The 23,402-nt window shown below is 35.7% G+C and carries 16 protein-coding genes and 1 other annotated feature; of the genes, 6 read left to right on the plus strand and 10 right to left on the minus strand.

Annotated features, from left to right (window positions below):
- Positions 1 to 129: 129 nt before the first annotated feature.
- The 5 genes from fadX to IEU88_RS06095 all read left to right on the plus strand — a co-directional run bounded on the left by fadX (position 130) and on the right by IEU88_RS06095 (position 8,062).
- On the plus strand, positions 130 to 1,704 hold the full coding sequence (gene fadX, locus IEU88_RS06075; protein ID WP_103372631.1) for a fatty acid degradation protein FadX: 1,575 nt from the start codon (positions 130 to 132) through the stop codon (positions 1,702 to 1,704).
- An 18-nt stretch (positions 1,705 to 1,722) separates the two neighbouring features.
- On the plus strand, positions 1,723 to 3,249 hold the full coding sequence (fadD, locus tag IEU88_RS06080; protein ID WP_103372632.1) for a long-chain-fatty-acid--CoA ligase FadD: 1,527 nt from the start codon (positions 1,723 to 1,725) through the stop codon (positions 3,247 to 3,249).
- Between the two features lie 78 nt (positions 3,250 to 3,327).
- Positions 3,328 to 4,536, plus strand: a complete 1,209-nt coding sequence (gene fadE, locus IEU88_RS06085; RefSeq protein WP_096811151.1) for an acyl-CoA dehydrogenase FadE — start codon at positions 3,328 to 3,330, stop codon at positions 4,534 to 4,536.
- A 45-nt stretch (positions 4,537 to 4,581) separates the two neighbouring features.
- Positions 4,582 to 6,840 carry a 3-hydroxyacyl-CoA dehydrogenase/crotonase FadB gene (gene fadB, locus IEU88_RS06090; RefSeq protein ID WP_103372633.1) on the plus strand — a complete coding sequence of 753 codons (2,259 nt, stop codon included), beginning with the start codon at positions 4,582 to 4,584 and terminating at the stop codon, positions 6,838 to 6,840.
- Between the two features lie 34 nt (positions 6,841 to 6,874).
- Complete coding sequence (locus tag IEU88_RS06095; protein ID WP_103372634.1) at positions 6,875 to 8,062, plus strand: thiolase family protein; 1,188 nt, start codon at positions 6,875 to 6,877, stop codon at positions 8,060 to 8,062.
- A gap of 123 nt (positions 8,063 to 8,185) precedes the next feature.
- Here the strand turns inward: IEU88_RS06095 and IEU88_RS06100 are convergent, their stop codons facing one another.
- From IEU88_RS06100 to IEU88_RS06140, 9 genes are all read right to left on the minus strand, one after another.
- The gene (locus IEU88_RS06100) at positions 8,186 to 8,656 is read right to left on the minus strand and encodes a DUF3021 domain-containing protein (RefSeq protein ID WP_103372635.1); all 471 of its coding nucleotides are present in this window, start codon (positions 8,654 to 8,656) and stop codon (positions 8,186 to 8,188) included.
- Entirely contained in the window at positions 8,653 to 9,093 is a 441-nt protein-coding gene (locus tag IEU88_RS06105; protein ID WP_103372636.1) for a LytTR family DNA-binding domain-containing protein, read from the minus strand. Before IEU88_RS06105 ends, IEU88_RS06100 begins: the two co-directional genes overlap by 4 nt.
- A 192-nt stretch (positions 9,094 to 9,285) precedes the next feature.
- Positions 9,286 to 10,353, minus strand: a complete 1,068-nt coding sequence (locus IEU88_RS06110; protein ID WP_103372637.1) for a WD40/YVTN/BNR-like repeat-containing protein — start codon at positions 10,351 to 10,353, stop codon at positions 9,286 to 9,288.
- 123 nt (positions 10,354 to 10,476) lie between these two features.
- A complete protein-coding gene (locus IEU88_RS06115) occupies positions 10,477 to 12,384 on the minus strand; it encodes a diflavin oxidoreductase (RefSeq protein ID WP_103372638.1) in 1,908 nt (635 codons plus the stop codon).
- A gap of 451 nt (positions 12,385 to 12,835) precedes the next feature.
- Positions 12,836 to 13,576: a cyclase family protein gene (locus IEU88_RS06120; RefSeq protein ID WP_103372639.1), complete on the minus strand. Its 741-nt coding sequence runs from the start codon at positions 13,574 to 13,576 to the stop codon at positions 12,836 to 12,838.
- 24 nt (positions 13,577 to 13,600) lie between these two features.
- Positions 13,601 to 15,847 carry a 5-methyltetrahydropteroyltriglutamate--homocysteine S-methyltransferase gene (gene metE / locus IEU88_RS06125; RefSeq protein ID WP_103372640.1) on the minus strand — a complete coding sequence of 749 codons (2,247 nt, stop codon included), beginning with the start codon at positions 15,845 to 15,847 and terminating at the stop codon, positions 13,601 to 13,603.
- Positions 15,841 to 17,682: a bifunctional homocysteine S-methyltransferase/methylenetetrahydrofolate reductase gene (locus IEU88_RS06130; RefSeq protein WP_103372641.1), complete on the minus strand. Its 1,842-nt coding sequence runs from the start codon at positions 17,680 to 17,682 to the stop codon at positions 15,841 to 15,843. Before IEU88_RS06130 ends, metE begins: the two co-directional genes overlap by 7 nt.
- Entirely contained in the window at positions 17,636 to 18,811 is a 1,176-nt protein-coding gene (gene metC, locus IEU88_RS06135) for a cystathionine beta-lyase MetC (protein WP_103372642.1), read from the minus strand. The genes IEU88_RS06130 and metC overlap by 47 nt, the downstream gene beginning before the upstream one ends.
- Complete coding sequence (locus IEU88_RS06140; protein WP_103372643.1) at positions 18,808 to 19,911, minus strand: PLP-dependent transferase; 1,104 nt, start codon at positions 19,909 to 19,911, stop codon at positions 18,808 to 18,810. The genes metC and IEU88_RS06140 overlap by 4 nt, the downstream gene beginning before the upstream one ends.
- A 64-nt stretch (positions 19,912 to 19,975) precedes the next feature.
- Positions 19,976 to 20,348: a binding site (T-box leader), on the minus strand.
- A 172-nt stretch (positions 20,349 to 20,520) separates the two neighbouring features.
- Here IEU88_RS06140 and IEU88_RS06145 point away from each other — a divergent pair.
- The gene (locus IEU88_RS06145) at positions 20,521 to 21,360 is read left to right on the plus strand and encodes a ParB/RepB/Spo0J family partition protein (protein ID WP_103372644.1); all 840 of its coding nucleotides are present in this window, start codon (positions 20,521 to 20,523) and stop codon (positions 21,358 to 21,360) included.
- Positions 21,361 to 21,539: 179 nt separating this feature from the next.
- Here IEU88_RS06145 and IEU88_RS06150 read toward each other — a convergent pair whose 3' ends face one another.
- Positions 21,540 to 23,144 (minus strand): amidohydrolase, encoded by a 1,605-nt coding sequence (locus IEU88_RS06150; protein WP_103372645.1) that lies wholly within the window; start codon positions 23,142 to 23,144, stop codon positions 21,540 to 21,542.
- Between the last annotated feature and the right edge of the window lie 258 nt (positions 23,145 to 23,402).

Consider the following 23,402-nt stretch of genomic DNA (forward strand, 5'->3'; position numbering starts at 1 on the left):
TTAAAAATTTTTGCATAATTTTCAATAATAATGGTATATTACATGTAAGGGCTTACATTTATAAGAAAAGGAGAGATTTATAGAGCAAAACATATTAAAGAGGGATTAAATATAGATAGGAGAACCTGTATGAAAATTATTCCGTTTTCAGATTTGAAAAACATCATTAACGAAGGTGATGTTATAGCTCTGGCAGCCTTATCTACAGCAAATTTACCAGCTGAGATACTTAAAACGTTAGTCGAACAATATGATGAGGATCGATCACTCAATCATTTAACGATAATGCTCGCTAATGATATCAGTGATTATCGCGGAGACAGTTATGATTTAGATGCTTTCGTTTCAAGGGGTATGATTAAACGATTAATCACTAGTATTATTACTGGTTCACCGGTAACCATTCAAGCAATGCAAAATAATGATATAGAAGCTTATTATCTTCCTCAAGGCGTCATTACTACACACTATCGTGGAAGTACAGAAGCTTTACCAGGACCCATTACGAAAATTGGATTAAATACGAATGTGGATCCACGTTATTCTGGTGGGAAGGTCAATTCACGTACTACTGAAGATTTAGTTTCTTTAATTAATATTAATGATGAGCCTTATTTGAACTATCATTTTCCAGAAATCGATATTGCTTTACTAAGAGGCACTTATGCTGATGAAGATGGCAATATTTACATGACGCATGAGACGCATTTAGGAGAGGGTTTTAGTTTGGCGGCGCGTACACATAAAAATAACGGTAAAGTGATTGTTCAAGTTAAAGAAGTGATTCAAAATGGCCGTTTTAATCCGAGTGATGTTTTTATACCTGGCAAACTCATTGATTATGTCGTAGTAAACCGAGACCCTAAATATCATAGACAAGTGTTGCAAACATATTATGATCCGGCGCTCTCAGGGCATTATCAGATTACAGAAATGCGAGAACCATATATAGAATTAGGCACGCGAAAAGTTATTTTGAGACGTGCTTCTCAATTCCTACTTCAAGGAGATGTCATCAGTATTGGTTTTGGCATTAATAATGAGTTATCCAATCTTTTAACTGAAGAAGGGGTTAACGATTTAGTTCAACCCAATATAGATACAGGCGTTTACGGTGGCTTGATTAGTAGTGGCAAGCAATTTGGTATGAATTATAATTTAAGCGCACGCATGAGACACGACATGACTTGGGATTTTATCTATAACGGTGGTGTAGATATAGCATTTTTAAGCTTTGCCCAAGTAGATGCCAAAGGCAATGTAAATGTTTCAAAATTCGGCAATAAAATGAATGGCTGTGGTGGGTTTATTGACATTAGCCAGACTGTCAAAACGATTGTTTTTTCAGGTTCATTAGTTGTCGGGGGTCAACTAAACTATGCGCCTCATAAGGTAAGTGTTGAACAAGAAGGTCACATACCAAAATTTATTAACGAAATTGATAATATTGATTTCAATGTTGAAAATGCTTTTGCGCTTGATCAAGATGTTTATTTTGTTACAGAACGTGCTGTATTTGAACTTACACAACAAGGATTGAAACTGATTGAAATAGCACCTGGACTAGATTTAGAAAGAGACATTCTAGCAAGTATGGACTTTAAACCAATCATTGCAGAACACTTAGAAGAGATAAATCATGATATTTATCAATGTAAGTGGGGAGGATTGTCTGATGAGATAAAGTCGGAATATCGTATTTAAACTAAGGGGGAGAAAAATATGAACTACGACTGGATAAAAACAAGAGCAGCATTTGATGATAGTAAAGCCGCGGTGATTGACCCATTCAAAGGTACAGAATGGTCTTATCAAGATTTGAATATACGTGCAGAAAATTTAGCGAATTACTTACAAGACCAAGGAGTTCAACGTGGAGACGTTGTAGGCATATTTACGCCAAATGATGTAGCTTTGTTGGATGTTATGTTCGCTTCATTTAAAATAGGCGCCGTTTACTTACCAATTAATTGGCGTTTAAAAACACAAGAAATACAAAGTGTCATCGCAGATTCGAACGTGAAACTGATTTTTTATGCTGAGAAGCATGTTTCGAGCTTAGAAGGTATTGCAGACGACCTGCTTCACATGGATATTGATTCAAAAGCTTATGATAATATTGTAGATCCATCGCATCATCGTCCTTTTAATACTGTAAGTGTTGAAGGTAGTGATTTAGCTTCATTAATGTATACAAGCGGTACAACAGGATTACCTAAAGGCGTTATGTTTTCATATGACTCTTTTGTAAATAATCCTATTAACACGGCACTTACTTATAAAATTAATGCGACATACACGACAATTATATCGACGCCGATGTTTCATGTACTAGGATTTAATGATTTGACGCTTCCTTTATTAATGGCTGGTGGCACGCTTGTATTACAACGTTACTTTAATGGTGAAGCTTTAAACGATTTAATGGCTCAATATCAACCTAATTATTTAATTCAAATTCCAACGATGTATTATGCCATGTTAGTAGCAGAAAATTTCGACTTGAAAAATTTTGAGAGCATTGATTTCTTAATACAAGGAGGATCGGCGCCCTTACCAATGGTACAAAAGAAATTTAACAGTATGGGCTATTCTATTATCAATGGGTATGGTTTAACAGAAGCGCCACTTGTTATGGTCAATACGCCAGAGAACGGTGCACAGAAACCAGCTAGTATTGGTCAACCTGTTATGTTTATGGATATATGCATATTCGATGATAACTTTGAAGAAGTACAAGTTGGAGAAATTGGAGAACTTGGCGTCCGTGGGAATAATACCACACCAGGTTATTGGAACAAACCAGAAGAGACTGCAAAAGCTTTTCATGGCGAGTATTTCTTAACAGGGGATTTAGCCAAGGTAGATGAAGATGGCGATGTCTATATTGTTGACCGTCGTAAAGAGATGATTATTACGGGTGGTGAAAATGTCTTGCCATCCGAAGTTGAAGCTGTGTTATCAGAGCATCCACTCGTAGCTCAAGGCGTTGTAGTGGGATATGATAGCCCTAAATTTGGTGAATCTGTATCTGCTGCAGTTGTTCTTACAGAAGATGATCCAGATTTTGAAACAAAATTAGATGCGCATATGAGAGAAAATATTGCTGGTTATAAAATACCGAGACTATATTTGAAATTAACACATATGCCATTAAATTCAACTTCAAAAGCAGATAAGTTAGAAATCCAAAAATATATGAATGAAAAAGCTAAAAAAGAAGCACAAGGTAGCGATGAATTGAATTAAAATATAATATCGAGAAAAGCGTAAAGCGAAAAAATTTTCAATATATATGTAAGCGATAACAAAATGGAGGTTTTAATTATGCCAACAAAAGAAGAAACATTAAAAGCATTGTACCCGGAAGATATTTTAAGTATCGGGAAAGATTTAACTGAAGGAGAAGTTAAATTATTAAAACAATTGAATGATATGTTAGAAGAAAAATACCGCGATTCTGTCAATGAGCATTGGTTAAATGCTACTGAACCAGAAGATTACTTTGAAGAATTAGGGAAGCTAGATTATTTTAACAATCCATTGCTTTTTGAAGGGCGTGAAGGCGCGCGTACACCGAGTCAAATGTTTCAATTTTTCATGTCATATACAATCGCTAGATTTGATGTATCTTTAGCAACTTTGTTAGGTGTACACCAAGGCTTAGGACATAATTCATTTTGGTTTGGTGGTAGTAAAGAACAACAAGCTTACTATCTACCTAAATTACAATCACATGAATTACGGACGTGTTTTGCACTTACAGAACCAGAACATGGATCAGACGTTGCAGGTGGGTTAGAAACGACTGCCCAACGTCAAGGTGATGAATGGGTTATCAATGGAGAGAAGAAATGGATTGGCGGAGCAAATGTTTCAGATGTCATGCCAGTATACGCTGTAGATGTGGAAACAGGTAAACCTAAAGGCTTCATTATTGAACCAAGCCAAGAAGGTGTAGAAATCGAGCTATTAGAGCATAAAATTGCACTTAGAATTGTGCCTAACGCAAAAATTCGTTTGAAAAACGTAGTCGTCAAAGAAGCACAACGTCTACAAAATATTAATAGCTTTAAAGATATTGCAAAAGTCTTATATTCAACACGTGCGGGTGTTGCTTACATGGCTACAGGAGCCATGGCTGGGGCATTAAAAGCGACTACAGACTATGTAACTAAACGTAAACAATTCGGCAAAGAAATTAGTAAATTCCAGTTAATTCAAGAGAAACTGGCAATGATGCAAGGTAATTTGGCACAAGCAATGGCTACATGCGCGCAACTTGCACGTATGCAAGCTAACGGTGAGTATGACGAAGTCGCAACGTCAACAGCTAAAATGATGAATTCATTACGACTGAGAGAGTCAGTAGCCATGGGCCGTGGGGTTCATGGTGGTAATGGTATTTTAGCTGGAGAGTATGATATCGCGCGTTTCTTTGCAGATGCTGAAGCAATATACACATATGAAGGTACACATGAAGTCAACGCGTTAGTTATCGGAAGAGCGATCACAGGAGATTCAGCATTTATATAAACATATGTGCATAAAATGTTATAAAAAATAATTGGAGGGTTTAGTATGACGATAAGAAAAGCGACAGTGCTAGGTGCAGGAACAATGGGAAGCCAAATTGCTGCACTACTTGTGAATGCAGGATTAAAAGTTAAATTATTAGATATTGTCATTGATGAAAATGATCCTAATAAAATTTCGAAAAAAGCGTATGAATTTATAACTAATCCTAAACGACCACAGCTGTTTGATTTATCATTTGCGTCCAATTTATCGTATGGAAATTTTAAACAGGATTTACAAGAAGATGATGACGCAGATATATATATAGAAGCGGTAAAAGAAGAAGTGGAAATTAAACATCAAATTTGGGATCAAGTTAAAAAAGTAGCTAGTGATAACGCTATTTTTGCAACCAATACATCAGGTATCCCAATTGAAGCAATCGCTCAAGTATTTGATGACAAAGACAAAGAAAGATTCTTCGGAATGCATTTCTTTAATCCACCTAGAATTATGAAATTAGTTGAAGTCATCCCGAATAAACAAACGCATTCAGATGTCGTAAAACGTGTGCAAGCTTTTGCAGAGGATGTGTTAGGTAAAGGCGTTATTGTAGCAAACGATGTGCCAGGGTTTGTGGCCAACCGTGTAGGTACACAAACAATGAACGATATTATGTATCGAGCAGAACAACAAGGCTTCTCTATTACGGAAGTTGATGCATTAACTGGCCGTAGTATCGGTCGACCTAAAATGGGCACATATGGCCTGTCAGATTTAGTAGGTTTAGATATCGCTATGACTGTGATTAAAGGACTACAAAAAGTGCCGGAAGAACAACCATTCTTCAAAGACGTAGCACTTTCTGAAAAGTTAGCGGAAAATGGCGCATTAGGTAATAAAACAAAACAAGGCTTTTACAAAAAAGTAAATAAACAGCGCTATGTTTTTGATGAGGAACAAAATGATTACGTAGAGCCTCAACGACCACAGCTAGCAATTTTAGGTAAATTTAGTAAAGATCTCGCATCGAATTTAGACGTTATTTTTAATGCGCAAGATGATGCTGGCGTATTTTTATGGGAAACATTGAGAAATAACTTCTACTATTCAGCGATTAATGTGCCTAAAGCAGCTGAAGACTTTAAAGATATTGACCGCGCATTGGTTTGGGGCTTTAACTGGAAGTTAGGGCCATTCCAATTATGGGATCTTATGGGCTATGAACGTGTTAAATCACGTATGAAAGAAGAGTTGGGTCAATTACCAGATTGGATTGAACAGCGTAATGAGTCATTTTATGCTAAAGGCGAATCGATTGAGCGCGTTACACCAGTAACAGCCTATATTGATAAAGCAATATGGGATAGATCAGATTCTAATTTATCTGTAGCAAATAAAGATCAGTTGTTATTAAAATTACAAAGTAAAAACAATGTTATTTCAAATCAGTTTTTAACAGACTTATTAGAGGCTATAGATAAACTTGAAAACGAAGACTTTACGAGTATGGTCATTTACGCAGGTGGCAACAACTTTAGTGTAGGGGCTAACTTGTATCAAATGAAGAAAGCGCATGAAGAAGGACAAGTTGTTTCTGAAGTAGGAGAAGCGGTAGAGCAATTACATCATGTGTTTACGAGATTAAAACATTCATTAAAACCTGTTGTAACAGCTGTGCATGGTCGCGCTCTAGGTGGGGGCTGTGAACTTGTATTACATTCACCAATTGTCGTGGCAGCAAGTGAATCTTACATTGGTCTTGTAGAAGCAGGTGTAGGTTTATTACCAGCAGGTGGTGGACTAGCAGAACTTACTGACCGCATCATGCGTACAAATCATAAAAATGACGATAAACAAGCTTCTATTACAAAAATTTTAATGCAGATTGGTTTTGCTAAAGTATCTACAAATGCTTATGAGGCTAAGCGATATGGCTATTTAAGAGAGGCGGATACAGTTATTTTAAACACGGAGAGACGTATAGAAATGGCGTTGAAACGTGCACGTTATGAATCGGAAACGAATTATGTGCCACTTCCAAAATCCCAATATATTGCTCTAGGCAGAGACTTTAAAGCCTTAGCAGAAGGTCAATTGGATGCACAACGTGTAGGCCACTTTATCAGTAATTATGATTATGAAATAACATTGAAAGTTGCAGAAGTACTGAGTGGCGGAGATATTCCACGTAATACCTATGTAAACCAAAGATATTTACAAAAACTCGAAAAAGAAAGATTTTTAGAATTACTACAAAACAAAAAAACATACGACAGAATTTCTCATATGTTAGAAAAAGGCAAACCATTACGCAACTAATAATCGGACATTATAGAAGAAAGGGTGAAATTAAATGCGAGATGCATATATAGTAGCTTACGGACGTTCAGCAGCTGGTAAAGCAAAGCATGGTGCAATGAATCATGAAAGACCAGATGAGGTTGCTGCGAAAGTGTTAAAAGGTGTATTAGAAAGAGTTGGAGGTTCATTTGAACCTAGCATGGTTGAAGATGTTATTGTTGGAAATTCATTTCCTGAGGGCTTACAAGGTCAAAATATTGCCAGAACCATTGCCTTGTTAGCTGGCATGCCGAATGAGGTGCCAGGACAAACCGTCAATCGTTACTGTTCTTCAGGACTCCAAACGATTGCACACGCAGCGAACCAAATTATCGCTGATCAAGCAGACATACTTGTTGCAGGCGGTATAGAACTTATGAGTGCAGTACCTATGGGAGGCAATGAACCGACGAACAACCCAATTCTCCAAGATGAGGATTCTGGTGTTTCCTATCCAATGGGGTTAACTGCAGAAATGGTAGCTGAAACTTATAATGTTTCTAGAGAAGACCAGGATGCCTATGCAGTACAAAGTCATTATCGTGCTGCTAAAGCACAAGAAGAAGGTAAATTTGAAGACGAAATCATTCCAATTGAAGTGAACAAAGTTGATTATAATGAAAACGGACCAGTAGTTTCACAAGAAGTATTTAAAAATGATGAATTGATTAGACCAGACACGAATCAAGAGACATTGTCTAAATTGCCTACTGTTTTCAAGGCGGATGGCACAGTGACAGCAGGCTCCTCGGCACCCTTAACTGACGGCACAGGCTTTGTGGTTGTTATGTCAGGTGAAAAAGTAAAAGCGCTAGGTGTAGAACCTATTGCCAGATTTGTCGGCTTTAAAGCCGTTGGTGTAGATCCTAAAGTAATGGGTATTGGTCCAGCATACGCAATTCCTGAAGTGTTGAAACAAGCAAATTTAAACGTTGATGATATGGATTTAGTGGAATTAAATGAAGCATTTGCATCCCAAACGTTAGCTTCTATGAGAGAAACAGGCTTAGATGTTGAAAAAACAAATGTCAACGGCGGGGCAATTGCATTGGGGCACCCACTCGGAGCGACTGGTGCGATGCTAGTAGGTAGATTACTTTCAGAAATGAAAAAACGTCCAGACACAAAATATGGTATGGTTACGATGTGTATTGGCGTTGGTATGGGCGCTGCAGGTATCTTTGAATATATAAGATCATAACGTTGAAACATCAATATTTACCCCTTAAATGTGAAATCATCACATTTAAGGGGTTTTTGGTTATTATAACGTTTTGATTAAAGAAGAGACGTAACATTACAAATATCTTTTGATGGTTAGTTATTATTGATGTCTATTATGCTTTCGTTTTGAAATTATATCGTTAATCTCATTGATATCGTGTTGATTACGTTTTGTTTCAATAAACCATATCATAAAATAGACAACTGTATAAATAATGATAAAAAATAGAATGGCTGATATTTTAAGCGGAAACCATCCTGCTAATATTGCCAAAGGTAACATAATGATAAGCATAAGGCTAAAGTGAAGCGATGTTTTAAATAATAAAGACTTCTTAGAGTTTGAAAATATCAAATCACCAAAGCTAAAAGTAATACCGATGAGTGACCAGATAATGACTGAAATAAACATAATTTGTAATTCACTTAAATGTTGAAAATAATACTCACCCATCGTCGATACAGGAGAAACTGGATGAAATTCATTCCGTGCAAAGATAGTGGAACATATTAAAGCAATCATAACACCGATAGCAATGCCTATTATAGCGCCATGAAATAAACGTTTCATAGTTTTAAAGCCTCCTTGATTAATGATAAATAGCGTCTTGAAGAATACGTGAAAGTATTATTGGTAAATCGAATTTCAATAGTGCCATTTTTATTGAGTTTTAGATAATCAATATAGTTAATATTTATAATTTCAGATTTTGAAATTTGTAAAAATTGTGTATTAAGTTGTGATTTCACTTCGTATAAACGTTGCGTAGTGGTGTATTGACAATTCGATGTTATAATCGTTAAAATCTTATTTTCTATACGAAAACAAATAATATCTTGTTGTTTAATATAGTAAACAGCTTCATTGTATTTTCCGGGAAATAATTTGTTTTGGGACAGTTGTTTTATATAAGCGATAATTTCTGGTAATTGTTCTGCATGTTCGTGACAATGCATGATAATTTTGCTTTCTGGTAAATAATTATCGTAAATCACATCTAATTCCATAAATGTTGCACCCCCCTGTTGCCATAATTAAATCAAATTTTACCAATGAATACTATGTAAACTATATAAGTGGCATGTATTTGTAGCTAAGTGGCATACATTTACTCTGACTGATGTAGTTTTTGACCATAAACAAGTCCCCTTAAAACTTAGATGCGTCCTAAGTTTTAAGGGGACTTGTTGTAATATTTTCTAATTTAAAGTAATGAATTGATGCGCGTGTTGAGATGTAAGTGAATCTGGCCACGCTATATCAAATGCTACCCAATGGATGCCGCCATCATCTGAATAATAAACACCTTTGTTATTAGCAAGATAAAAAATGCCATCTCTTTCAGTAACCGCTGAAACTAATGTGCCATCTGGAGAAGGTAATCCTTTGGTAGCTTCTGTCCACTTACTTTCTTGCTTTTTATCAATATAGTAAATCGTGGAAAATGTGTTATTTCCATAGTTATGTGCATCAAATGGAGAGTCTGAAGTAGCGATAACAATATTATTTGGGTTTAGAGAATGAACCGCTAAGCCATAACCGTATCTGTGCTCAATACCATCAATAAATGTCGTCCAAGTCTTGCCATAGTCATCACTTTCAATAAAGGTGTCTCGACCTCCATTTAAGAAAGCGTCACCTAAAACACCGTACATTTTATTAGGATACTCTAGATGACTTTTTAAGACATGAATATCAATTGGTGTATCTTGTGTCTTTGGCGCCTCCCAATGTTGACCCGCATCAGTGGATTGAATAAAGCCACCTGCCTCAATTGTAAGGTTAATCATATTTGGTGATTTAATATTTGTGTCAAACCATTTTACGTGATGCGTATGTGGTCTAGGAGGGAAGAACCAATGGTCTTTACCAGTAATATGACTAAAATCGGTAAGCAATTCGAATGAATCACCTTGATCATATGATATGAACAAAGCACTAGGTTCAGTACCTACGAGTACAGCACTGCGATTATCGCCTGTATCTATAACTGTAACTGCAGTGACAGCTGTCATGTGAATGTCATCTTTGTTGAATGGACTATTGTAAGTAAAACGTGTGCCGATAGGGAACCATGTCTGACCTTTGTCTACACTTTTCCATAAACCGCGATCAAATGTGCCACAATAAAGTGTATCTCTAGCATGAGGGTCTTGGGCCACCGAAATCGTATTCATACCTTTTAATTTTCTTTCAAGTTGAATATGCTCATTTTCTTTGTTTATCAGTACTAATGCATTGTCATAAGTTATTGCGTATTGAGTCATATTATAGCCACCTTTTAAAAATTGAGTACGAACAAAAATGAATTCAAACTACATCATTTTATCCATAACTATTTAGCGTTGATTAAGATAGTGATTATTCATTTAAGATATTTATATCCTAAATTAATACACATCTCGTTGATATCTTTGATTTTTAATGAGTTCTGTTAAATAATCTTCCGCTTGTGCTTGAGTAAAGTCACCATGTTGCACTAATACATTTACAAGTGATTGGTGCACCCCTTTAGCCATTTCATCTTTGTCACCACAAAGATAAACGGTTGCACCGTTTCTTAACCATTTATAGAAATCTGCGCCATTCTCTTCAATACGGTGTTGGACATAGATTTTGTTTTCTGTATCTCGTGAAAAAGCTAAGTCTAATTTGCTAATAATACCTTTTTCAAGCCATGACTCTAAATCACTACGATACAAGAAATCGGCGTCATAATTTTGATTTCCAAATATTAACCATTGATTTCCTCTAAGTTGTAAATGTTCTCTTTCTTGAAGGAATGCTCTGTAAGGCGCGATACCTGTCCCAGCACCAATCATAATGACTGGCGTATGGTTGTTATATGGGAACTTGAAATTAGGGTTCTTTTTAAGATAAACAGGGATTTTATCGCCTGTTTGTGTGCGGTCGGCAAGTTGTACAGAGCAAACACCTTGGCGTTCACGATGATGTGCCTCGTACTTCACAACACGTACCGTAATGTGCACGGTGTGAGGGTTAACTTGATTACTACTCGCAATAGAGTACTCTCTAGGCGGTAGTTTTCTTAATAAATCCTTTAACATATCAGGTGTAAGTGATACAGGGGTAAAGTCTTTGATTAAGTCGATGAAATCTCTACCATAAATATAGTTTTGAACCCATTCTTTTTTCTGCACATTTGCGTTTAACATAGGATTTCCAAATAATGCTGCGGCATTATTTAATATGGAAGGTGTTAACTTAGATATTTCAAATTCATTTGTAAGTGCATTTTGTAATGAAACAGTTTGGTCACTATTATCTATAGTGATAGAAGTCGTACTATCCCAGCCTAATGTATCGATTAATTCTTCTACAAGCACAGGATTGTTTTTAGGGACAATGACTAAACTATCTCCTGGTTCGTAGGATTCACCATAGCCATCTAAAGATAGCTCGAGATGTCTGACTTCACGTGTTGCAGTTGGTTCAGTCAACACGCTATTTTCGACTACTTCAGCGAAAAAAGGGTGTGTTTTTGAATAGGGTGCTTGTGGTTCTTCTACAATAACATCCTCATCGATGGGTTCCTCATTTTGATTTCCAGAAGATATTTGAGTCAAAAGTTCAAGCATATCAATAATCCATTGCTCAGAAGTTTCTTCAAAATCAAAGTCACATTCGACACGATCAGCTAATCGATTGCCGCCTAAATCACTTAAAATTTTATCAAAGTCTTTCCCGGCTTGGCAGAAATCAGGATAGTCTTGATCGCCTAATGCAAGGACTGAAAAATTTAAATGGCTTAAGTCAGGCGCTTCATCACTGTGTAGAAAATCATAAAAATCTAAAGCGTTGATTGGGGGCTCGCCCACGCCATGTGTTGAAGTGATAATAAACACATGATTCACTTTGGTTAAATCTTCTTGAGGAAAATCGTCCATCTCCCAAGTATGCACTGTGATGTCATGTTCTTTTAATTTCGTTTCGAATTCATCTGCTATTTCTTCAGCATTTCCTGTTTCTGTACCGAATAAAATATTTACTTCTAATGGTTCATCTGTAGAAGTGGCAGTAGTATCTGTTTGTGGTGCTTCTGAAGTAGCTGTTTCAGTTGATGCTGTTGATTCAGTTGGCTCAGTCTTTTCACTTAAATGCTCTGAGGGCTCAGCATGATCATCAGTATATTGATTTAGGTCACCTTCACCTGTAGAAGTATTAAGTAAATAGCCGCTTAACCAAGACTGTTGATCTGATGACAGTGTTGGCATGAGTTGTTTTATAAGTTCCAATTGATTTTCATCAAAAGGGGAATTTGTTCTATTTAATTCCAAAAAGGTCACCTCGTATTGTATTAATAATTTATAGCAAAGCGTGAATCATTACACGCTATTCGTATAATAGAATTTAAATGAAGTATAACATTGTTTTATATTTTTTAAATGATAGAGATTATCATCTATAAAAAAATCCAACTTATGGCCTATGAATTTATTCAAAAAATTGAGGCGGGATAGAAATCAAATATTTCATTTGATATCGTACTCCCGCCCCAGTTAGGTTGGCGATATGATTGAAAACTTTGGCACTCATATATAGTAAAGCGTTACTTAATGTACGCTTTACTATTTTTAAATAAACGCATATCGAGTTTATCGTTTTTAGAATTTATCTATTATATAGAAAGGAAATATAAGAAGGGCTCAATTTCTTATATATTTTATAATGGCTAGGTTTTATAATGATTTATATTTTAGAGACAGAATGGACAGTTCCATTCGATGGTTATGGTTTAATAGCAAAAGCACGTACTGGGAACCCGGGTGCTTTGTTTGGTTTTGGGCTAATGGCATAAATAATAGCACCACGTGTAGGTAATTGGTCTAAATTCGTTAGTAATTCAAGTTGAAAGGTGTCTTGTCCCAATACGTAACGCTCGCCTATAATGTCTCCGTTTTTTGCAACATCAATTGAAGCGTCTGTATCAAACGTTTCGTGTCCTATTGATTTCACTTGTCTATCTTCTAGTAAATATTGCAAAGCGTCTAACCCCCAACCGGGTAGGTGGAGATTGCTCTTTGCATCTTTATTTTCAAAACGTTCAATATCTGGCCACCGCTTAGACCAATCACTTCGGAAAGCGACAAATGTGCCTGGTTCTATGGATCCATGTTTGGCTTCCCATTGTTTAATAAGATCCCGCGTTAAAATAAAATCAGCATCTGCTGCTACTTCTTGTGAAAAATCTAGAACAACAAGTGGTAATACGAGTTCTTTTAAGTCAATTTCATGCAGATAACGTGTTTTTTCGACAAAATGTATCGGTGCATCAATATGTGTACCATACTGGGTTACAATATTCCAATTTTGTACATAGAAACCATCATCGGCAATATTAAAAAGTGTGGAGACTTTTGCGCGTTCAAATTCACTGAAACACGGAATAGTTTCATCAAACGTGTGGGTCAAGTCGATCCACGATGACGTTTTTAATTGTTCTAATTGATCCCATAACGGATAATGCATTGATATCACCTTCATCATTAATTATTAAACTGTTGCTGGATTTGTTGATTTACGTAATTTATCTACTGAATTTACAAGTACAGTTAAGGCTTCTTTAACTTCATCTTCTTTACGCGTTTTTAAACCGCAGTCTGGGTTTACCCAGAATAAAGAACGGTCAATTTCTTGTAAAGCACGGTTGATGGCTTCTGTAATTTCAGCTTCGGTAGGAATACGTGGACTATGAATATCATATACCCCTAATCCAATACCTAAATCGTAAGTAATATCTTCGAAGTCTTTAATTAAATCACCATGGCTACGAGATGTTTCAATTGAAATGACATCTGCATCTAAATCATAGATAGCATGGATAATTTGACCAAATTGAGAATAGCACATATGTGTATGAATTTGCGTTTCATCGGCAACAGAAGATGTAGCTAGTTTGAATGAGCGTACGGCTTTATTAAGGTAGTCTTCATGATATTCTGAACGTAACGGTAAACCTTCTCTTAATGCAGGTTCATCCACTTGAATAATTTGAATACCAGCTTTTTCTAGTGCCAAGACTTCTTCGTTAATGGCTAATGCAATTTGATCTTGAACCTCTTCACGTGGTAAATCTACGCGTTCAAATGACCAATTTAAGATTGTTACTGGTCCAGTAAGCATACCTTTTACTGGTTTATTCGTTAAACTTTGTGCATAAAGTGTTTCTTTAACAGTTAAAGGTTCTGACCACTTTACATCACCATAGATGATGGGTGGCTTCACTGCACGAGATCCGTAAGATTGCACCCAACCAAACTTAGTTACTAAGAAACCTTGTAATTTTTCTCCGAAGAATTCTACCATGTCATTTCGCTCAAATTCACCATGTACTAAGACATCTAATCCGATATCTTCTTGTATTTTAATCCAACGGGCAATTTCATTTTTTAGGAAAGATTTATAATCTTCATCTGTAATACGGCTATTCTTCCAATCAGCACGGAACTTTCTTACTTCTTGCGATTGTGGGAACGAACCAATCGTCGTTGTAGGCAAGTCAGGCAAGTTAAGACGTGCGTCTTGCGCTTTTTTACGTACTTTAAATGGCGATTGTCTCGTAGTGCGTGCACGGTCAAAATCATATTCAAGGTTTTTGAAAGATTGATTTTGGAAACGTTCATAACGTGTTTGAAGCACATCAAATTTTTGACTGTCATTGTCATTAAATAGTCGTCTTAAAGCATCTAATTCGTCTAATTTTTCAGTAGCAAAGCTTAAACCCTCAGCGATTGACTCATCTAATGTTTCATCGTCTAATGAGACTGGTACATGCAATAATGAAGATGAAGGTTGAATAACAAGATCATTTGTATGATTTTGTAATGTTTCAATCAGTGATTTTTTAGCTTCAATGTCTGCAGCCCACACGTTACGACCATCAATGATACCAGCATAGAGTGTTTTGTCTTTGTCTAAGTCACCAGCTTTGATTTGTGCTAAATTATAGCCGTTATCGTGTACAAAATCTAAACCTAACCCTTTTACAGGTAAACTATTTAGGAATTTTAAGTTTACACGTTCAAAATAAGTTTGAATGGCAAGGTAATGACTTAATCCTTCTTCTGCAAAATAGTTATAAGCAGTACGCGTAACATCTTCGTATGCTGCGCTATCATCTTCAACAAGTACAGGTTCATCAATTTGAATATATTCAGCACCAGCATCTACTAAAGATTGTAGTACTTCTTTATATAAAGGCAATAATGTATTTACTTTTTCTTCAAATGATTGAGCGCCGCCTTTAGAGAGTTTTACAAATGTAATTGGGCCTACAATAACTGGGTGCGCATTTACATTGATAGACTGTGCATAGTTGAATCGATCTAATAATACGTTGTGGTTAAGTTTTGGTTCTGCATTATCCCATTCAGGTACAATATAATGGTAGTTTGTGTTGAACCATTTAATTAACGCACTTGCAACATGTTCTTTATTACCTCTGGCAATATCGAATAATAAATCATTATTTACTTCTCTACCTTGGAAACGTTCAGGAATAATATTAAATAGTAGTGAAGTATCAAGAATATGATCATAAAGTGCAAAGTCTCCGACAGGTACACTCGTTAAATTATAGTTCTTTTGCAATAATAAATTCTCTTTATGCAAGTCTGTTAATTGTTGGTTGAGTGTGTCAGTATCTATTTTATTAGCCCAGTAACTTTCAATCGTTTTTTTCCATTCTCTTTTTCTACCTAATCTTGGGAAACCTAAATTTGATGTTTGAATTGTCATAATATTGCCTCCTGTTTACTTGAAGTAATTGATTGTGAATATGACGCAAGTTCTAAAGAGTAATCTACTTTCTGGAACGGTGTAATTAAATACAAGCCATTAAAATATTTATGAACGGTGTCTATGAGTTCTTTCGAAAGCTTTAGGCTTAATGCTTTCGTTTTTTCTTTGTCATCCTTAACAGCTTCAAATTGTTCTAAAATTGCTTCTGATAGCTTAATGCCAGGTACTTCGTTATGTAAAAATAATGCGTTATTATAACTAGTGACTGGCATAATACCAATAAAGAATGGCACATCTAAATGTTTGGTTGCTTCATATATTTCTTTGATTTTTTCAGTGCTGTAGACCGGTTGTGTAATAAAGTAGTGCGTACCGCTTTCTATCTTTTTCTCAGCACGCTTTACTGAACCTTCTAACTTTCGAACATTTGGATCAAAAGCACCTGCGATGTTGAAGTTTGTCTTTGTCTTCAGCGCATCACCATCTGTGTTAATACCTTTATTAAAGCGCAATGCAATTTCTGTTAAACCTTTGGAGTTCACATCATAAACGTTTGTTGCGCCAGGTAAGTGACCTATTTTTGATGGGTCTCCAGTAATCGTTAAAATTTCATTGACATTAAGTAGTGATAGTCCTAATAAATGTGACTGTAAACCAATGAGATTACGATCACGACACGTAATATGAACTAATGGCTCAATAGTATATTGTTGCTTGATAATACTTGCAGCTGCAACGTTACTAATGCGTACAGTGGCTAATGAATTGTCTGCTAATGTCACTGCATCAATATGTGCATCATCAAGTTTTTTGATATTTCTGAAAAATAATTCTGTATCTAAGTGCTTAGGTGTGTCTAATTCGACGATAATGGTCGGACGTTGTTTGACTTTGGTTGTTAAGTTTTGCTGTTTGGTCTGTGTACGTGAGCAACTGTTATATTTTTTAATAGGTATGACGTTTTTATGAGTGACTGGTTCTAAGTTGGCTATTGAAGACTTGATAAATTGAATATGTTCAGGTGTTGTACCGCAACAGCCCCCGATAATTCGAACACCTTCATTAATCAATTGTTTGGCGACTTTACCAAAGTATTCAGCGTTATCACTATATTTGAATTGACTATTTTCAATATCTAATAAACTTGCATTTGGGTAGCAAGACAGATAGGCATGCTCAGGCAATTCAATATGTGAAAATGATTGCTGCATGTGGTGTGGGCCGTGATGGCAATTCAGCCCTACGATATCTGCGCCGCTATTTACAACTTGTTGTAAAGCCGTATTGATTTCTGTGCCATCTCTTAAATAGTTTGTGTTTAAAGCTGTTAACTGTGCGACAATAGGTATATTATGTTTTTGCTTTGTAGCCTTGATGATATTGGTGAGTTCTTCTAAATCGTAATATGTTTCGAATAGTAAACCGTCGATGCCTTCTTCGACTAGTGTATCTACTTGTATTTCAGTGTGGTATTGAATGGCCTCTAAACTTAAAGGTTCTTGTTTTACACCTCTAAACCCGCCAACAGTACCTAATATAAATGTTTCATTGTTAGCTGCTTTTTTAGCAATCTGTACTGCGGCTTTGTGTATGTCTTTCACTTTATGTTCTAAACCAAATAATTTTAATTTTTCAAAATTTGCGCCATACGTATTGGTTTGGATAATATCTGCTCCAGATTCAATATAGGACCGGTGTATGCGTTCTATTTTTTCAGGATGGGTTAGGTTATATGCTTCTGGACACGTATCTAAACCATCTGAATACAGAATTGTTCCCATAGCACCATCAGCGACTAAAATATTCTGTTTCAGTTTGTTGATTAGTTGACTCATTGAAGGCCTCCTTCAGTGCAAAGTTCAAGTCTGCTATTAACTCATCTGCATTTTCTAAACCTACACTTAATCTAAATAATCCAAACGTAATATGACGTGCTTCACGAACTTCTTTTGGTACAGCAGCATGAGACATTGTAGCCGGGTGAGACAGAATTGTTTCAACTCCACCTAAGCTGACAGAAACGAGTGGTAACGTGAGTGCATCTACAAATGCTTGTGCTTTTGTTTCGTCTTTCAATCTTAAGCCTAAAACGGCACCGCCATGACTTGCTTGAGATAGGTGTAATGCATCATTCCCCGGGTAATAAACTTCTGCAATTTCTTCACGTTGTGATAAGAATGTATAAAGTTTTTGAGCATTTTCAACAGATTGGTTAAAACGCACAGATAACGTTTTTAAATGTTGAGATAAAGTCCAGCTATCATGTGCAGATAACGCGGTCCCTGTGCCATTTTGTAATAAATAAAGTGCATCAGCTACTTCTTTATTACTAGTTATAGCAGCACCTGCAATGATATCGCTATGGCCACCTAAGAATTTGGTAGCACTATGAACGACAATATCTGCGCCTAATGCTAAAGGCGATTGGCCAAGGGGTGTCATAAATGTATTATCTACAGCAAGCAATAGTTTATGCTGTTCAGCAATTTGTGCGACACCTTTAATATCCGTGATTTTAAATAATGGATTGGATGGCGTTTCAATATATACGAGTTTTGTATTTGATTGAATGGCTTGTTCGATTTCTTGTAAGTGTGTTGTATCTACTGTAGTAAATTGAATGTTGAAACGTGTTAATATTTGTTCAGTTAACCGGAAAGTACCGCCATAGACATCGTCTGGAAGGATAACATGATCACCAGAATTTAATGTGAGTAATACAGCTGAAATAGCAGCGATACCAGATGCATAAGCAAATGCATAATCGCCACCTTCAAGTGCAGCTAACTTTTCTTCTAATAGCGCACGATTAGGGTTACCACTGCGCGCATAATCATATTTAGCGTCGCCACCTAAAACTTTTTGATGAAAAGTTGAAGATGCATATAAAGGAGGATTAGCTGAATCATAATCAACACCTCTATTAGCATCGAATATCACTTCTGTTTCTTTTGATAAACTCATGAAATCACTCCTTCTTTAGCTTTTTCTAATGCTTGAATAATATCTTTTTCAATATCTTCGTAATTTTCAACACCGATAGATAGTCTAAGTAAATGTTCGTCAATACCACGTTTGTCCTTTTCCTCATCAGGCATATCGACATGTGTTTGCGTATATGGGAAGGTAATGAATGTTTCAGTGCCGCCTAAACTTTCTGCAAAAATACAAACTTGTAAGCTTTCTAAAAATTTATCCGCTTTATAATTTTTATCTAACCGTAAGCTCAACATGCCTGTGCGCCCACAATATAAGACTTGATCAATACCTTTTAAGTTACAACATCGTTCTGCTAGCAATTTGGCATTGTATTCTGAACGATCCATTCTTAAATGTAATGTCTTTAGCCCACGCTGTAATAAATAACTGTCAAAAGGTGATAAAGTTGCACCGATCATATTGTGGAATTCACCTAATTGTTCAGCTAAATGAGGGTCTTTAACTGTAACTACACCAGCAAGTACATCATTATGCCCACCTATATACTTTGTAGCCGAATGTAGTACGATATCCGCACCATCTTCAAGCGGTGTCGATAGATAAGGTGTTAAAAATGTATTGTCTATAATCGTTAATAAATGATGTTCTTTACTTAATACATAATAAGGGTCAACGTCTACTTCTAACATTTGTGGGTTTGAAATTGTTTCAATGAATAACGCTTTAGTATGATCTGTAATGCTTTCCTTTACTGCTTCATAGTTTAAAAAATCTACGTATTTGAAGTGAACACCATATTGTTTTTCATAAAAATCAAATAGTCTAAACGTGCCTCCGTATAAATCAAATGATACTAAGATTTCGTCACCTGCTTTAAATAAATTACATATTAATTGTATAGCTGCCATACCACTTGCAGTAGCAAATGAAGCAGTGCCACGTTCTAACTTAGCAAAGGCTTCTTCAAATGCTGAGCGTGTTGGGTTTTTAGTTCTTGTATAATCAAAGCCTGTTGATTCCCCTAAATGCGGATGCTGATAAGCAGTTGATAAATAAATTGGGTTTGCAATTGCGCCAGTTGAATCATGTGTAAGTGCTATTTGTGATAGTTCAGTATTTTTCATAATACAAATAACCTCCTTTAAAAATAAAAAAAGCTTTCGTCCTTTAAACCCGAATAAATCGGATGTAAAGGACGAAAGCTTAGCTCGCGGTACCACCTTTGTTTATTACTTTATCACTAAAGTAATCTTATCCAGTACGCCAAATTGTCTTACACACATGTACTGAATTGTGCTATCGTAATATGTTTAAATAAAAAACTCACTTTAGCTAAATGTAAAATGAGTATTAACAACATATCCGACGCGTGGCATAATCCAGTACGCCATTTAACAAAATGTTAATACTGTATCGCTGTAACGGGCGAACCCGTTGATACCTCATATTGGCATCAACACTCAAAGGCCATTTTCAAACTTTCTTTCTGTGTCTCCTTTCAGCAAGCGAAGACTCTCTGTGTCAGCAGTGTAAATTCTACTTTCCTTATTACTGTGTGTTGCTATTTCGAATTTGTTACATTTTAGGTTACACACTTAAATGACTTTTGTCAACAATTTATCTGAAAATTTAGATTTAATCAATAATTCCGAATTATGTTTTTCATTGTGACAGTGATGATATACTAGGATTAAATAAAAAGGTTATATTTGTCAGGAAAGTAGGTGTACACGATGAGAGATTCAATAGATGAACGTCTTAAATTAGATCAAAATGCTCAAGTCAATGAAATTGAAATTCAAAAAATCAAAGCAAACCCTTATCAACCCAGAAAAACATTCGATCAAGCACGCTTGAAGGATTTAGCTGAATCAATTCAACTGCATGGTATTTTGCAACCTATCGTGTTAAGAAAAACCATAGCGGGTTACAACATTGTAGTAGGGGAACGTCGGTATAGAGCTTCAAAGATAGCTGGGTTGACTCATATACCAGCAATAATTAAAGAATTAACTGATGAAGATATGATGGAACTCGCCGTGATTGAGAATCTCCAACGTGAAGATTTAAACGCTATAGAAGAAGCAGAAAGTTACAAAAAGTTAATGGAGGATTTAAAACTTACACAGCAAGACATTGCAACGCGTTTGAGCAAATCTAGACCATACATAGCTAATATGTTACGTTTACTCCAATTACCTAAAGAAGTCACTGGGATGGTGAAAGACGGCAAGCTTTCAGGGGCTCATGGTCGCACCTTACTAGCGATAAAAGATAAGCAAAAAGTAAAAAAAATAGCTCATCAAGCCTCCCGGGAGTCTTGGAGCGTACGTTCACTCGAGCAATATGTGAACACATGTAATGATGGTAAGACAAAGCAAAGCACTTCATCACAACCCGCTTCAAAGCCTAAGTTTATTCAACAACAAGAGCGCCAATTAAAAGAACAATATGGTGCAAATGTTATGATATCTACAAAGCATAAAAAGGGACAGATAACATTCGAGTTTAAATCTGAAGCAGAATTTAAAAGATTAATCCATCAACTTAATGAAAAATATAAAGAAGAATAAGACAGAAACCATGATCCGCAATAAGCGTTATGATATCGCTAAGGCAAAGATGACTAGGAGTGAAAAAAGCTTGTTTTGCTTATAAGCGTATTTTCATTCCAGTCACCTACTACCTATATAAAACTCAAAGCAGAGATATTGATCGCTTTGTCTCTTGATTATTGAATGAGAAGGAAGGCCTATTTCTTGTAAACAACTTGCCCATTACAGATTGTCATTTCGATAAGCGAATTATTTAATGTTGTATGTGTATCTAATGGATTTTGATTTAATACAACAAAATCGGCAACTTTTCCAGCTTTAATCGTGCCTTCACTTTGTTCTGTATGGTTTAATTTAGCAGCGTCTGCTGTCATTTTTTTAAAAGCTTCATCACGTGTTAAACGTTGGTGTTCTCCTAGAGTGTCGCCATCTTTAGTTTTTCTATCTACAGCAATTTGAATAGACTCTAAAGGAGATATTGGTGTCACAGGGGCATCTGTATGAAGCGTAAAAGTCATACCGCTATCTTCTGCCCATTTCACAGGGTTTAAATTTTCTGCCTTATCATTACCTAAAAATACATCTCGATGTAAGTCTCCAAAATAATAAACATGATTAATAAAGAATGATCCGCCAATATGGTGTTTTACCATTTCTTGTATGTCTGATTTTGAAATAGTTTGTAAATGTTCGATTCTGTTACATAATGGATTAGTTTTAAATTCTGCTGTTTTTTTATACGCTTCAATAACCGCTGAAGCTGCGGCATCACCATTAGCGTGTGTAACAATATTATAACCTAACTGCTGGAAGTGTTTGAACTTTTCAATCATATGGTGTTGTTTCAATAAAGGTTTTGGTGGTTCAGTGCCATCTAAGTAGGCTCCTCTAATAGAAGCAGTTTGTAATTGTATTGAACCATCATTGAAAAATTTCACACCGCCAAGATGACTCATATGATTACTATAGGTTTGAAAATCGCGTTCAATCGTATCAGCGTGAACGTCTTGAAACTTAGGGTGATGTTCTAGTAATTGATGGGTTATCATCCAACGTGTGCGTATGCGTTGTGGTTGTTTTAAAAAAGTTAATACGCCCTCATAGTCTGTTTCGCCTTTGTTACCAATTAATAAATCAGAAGTGTTCGTGATACCACTTTTAACATAATCATCAACGGCTAAGTTCATTCGGTGCGCAATATCTTCAGGTGTGGGTTCTGGCAGAACTGACATTAATTTTTCTGTAGCAGGCATTTCGATTAATACACCGTTAACTTTACCTTCATTATCACGCTCATAATAACCGCCTTCAGGATTGTCATCTGTAAAACCAATACCCATGAGTTCAAGTGCTTTTGTATTTGCAGTTGCCATATGTCCTGAATAATGCATAACAGCAATTGCGATATCCGTAGATATTTGATCTAAATCATAGCGGTTTGGATGTCTTTGTTCATCTAGATCTTTCTCGTTGTAACCATAACCAATCAACCAACCATCATGAGTTAAATGCTCTTTTTGTGTTTTAAAAATAGCAATGATATCATCCATATTTTTAATATTAGAATCAGCACAATTGACCATTAATTTGGTCATTCCATAAGCGGTTGGATGACTATGCGTATCGATAAATCCAGGTATAATATATTGGCCATTTAAATCAATTGCATCTGGGTTTTTAACCTTTTCGTTTTGAGTAATAATATCTGTGATGATGCCGTTATTGATTATGAGTGTGCCTAAATAAGGTGTGTTTGTGTCCATATCTAAAATCATAGCGTTAATTATTTTTGAGATTTGCATATTTAATTCCTCCTAGAAGACGATTCATTTTCAATCAGTATTTTAGTCTTCTAAAAATTAATTATCAATCATAATCACTCCTAATAAAAATTATATTTATAATTTAAGTGATATAACCTTATAAATAGAAGCGCTAATAAGTTAAATATTGTGTTATTTAATAATAAAAATAAAAGTTACAAATTAATGAATATTGAATGTGAAGTTTCTGTGAAATCAACATAAAATTCATTGTAAGAGAGCTCACTTAGTACAATA

The organism is Staphylococcus nepalensis (assembly GCF_014635045.1).
GTDB classification, from domain to species: Bacteria; Bacillota; Bacilli; order Staphylococcales; family Staphylococcaceae; genus Staphylococcus; species Staphylococcus nepalensis.

What these genes read in the sequence shown, in the direction of transcription:
- IEU88_RS06120 (WP_103372639.1), bottom strand. Translation starts at nt 13,576, where the DNA reads ATGCATTATCCGTTATGGGATCAATTAGAACAATTAAAAACGTCATCG.
- IEU88_RS06095 (WP_103372634.1), top strand. Translation starts at nt 6,875, where the DNA reads ATGCGAGATGCATATATAGTAGCTTACGGACGTTCAGCAGCTGGTAAA.
- IEU88_RS06145 (WP_103372644.1), top strand. Translation starts at nt 20,521, where the DNA reads ATGAGAGATTCAATAGATGAACGTCTTAAATTAGATCAAAATGCTCAA.
- IEU88_RS06110 (WP_103372637.1), bottom strand. Translation starts at nt 10,353, where the DNA reads ATGACTCAATACGCAATAACTTATGACAATGCATTAGTACTGATAAAC.
- fadB (WP_103372633.1), top strand. Translation starts at nt 4,582, where the DNA reads ATGACGATAAGAAAAGCGACAGTGCTAGGTGCAGGAACAATGGGAAGC.
- IEU88_RS06150 (WP_103372645.1), bottom strand. Translation starts at nt 23,144, where the DNA reads ATGCAAATCTCAAAAATAATTAACGCTATGATTTTAGATATGGACACA.
- fadD (WP_103372632.1), top strand. Translation starts at nt 1,723, where the DNA reads ATGAACTACGACTGGATAAAAACAAGAGCAGCATTTGATGATAGTAAA.
- IEU88_RS06140 (WP_103372643.1), bottom strand. Translation starts at nt 19,911, where the DNA reads ATGAAAAATACTGAACTATCACAAATAGCACTTACACATGATTCAACT.
- IEU88_RS06105 (WP_103372636.1), bottom strand. Translation starts at nt 9,093, where the DNA reads ATGGAATTAGATGTGATTTACGATAATTATTTACCAGAAAGCAAAATT.
- fadX (WP_103372631.1), top strand. Translation starts at nt 130, where the DNA reads ATGAAAATTATTCCGTTTTCAGATTTGAAAAACATCATTAACGAAGGT.
- fadE (WP_096811151.1), top strand. Translation starts at nt 3,328, where the DNA reads ATGCCAACAAAAGAAGAAACATTAAAAGCATTGTACCCGGAAGATATT.
- IEU88_RS06130 (WP_103372641.1), bottom strand. Translation starts at nt 17,682, where the DNA reads ATGAGTCAACTAATCAACAAACTGAAACAGAATATTTTAGTCGCTGAT.
- metC (WP_103372642.1), bottom strand. Translation starts at nt 18,811, where the DNA reads ATGAGTTTATCAAAAGAAACAGAAGTGATATTCGATGCTAATAGAGGT.
- IEU88_RS06100 (WP_103372635.1), bottom strand. Translation starts at nt 8,656, where the DNA reads ATGAAACGTTTATTTCATGGCGCTATAATAGGCATTGCTATCGGTGTT.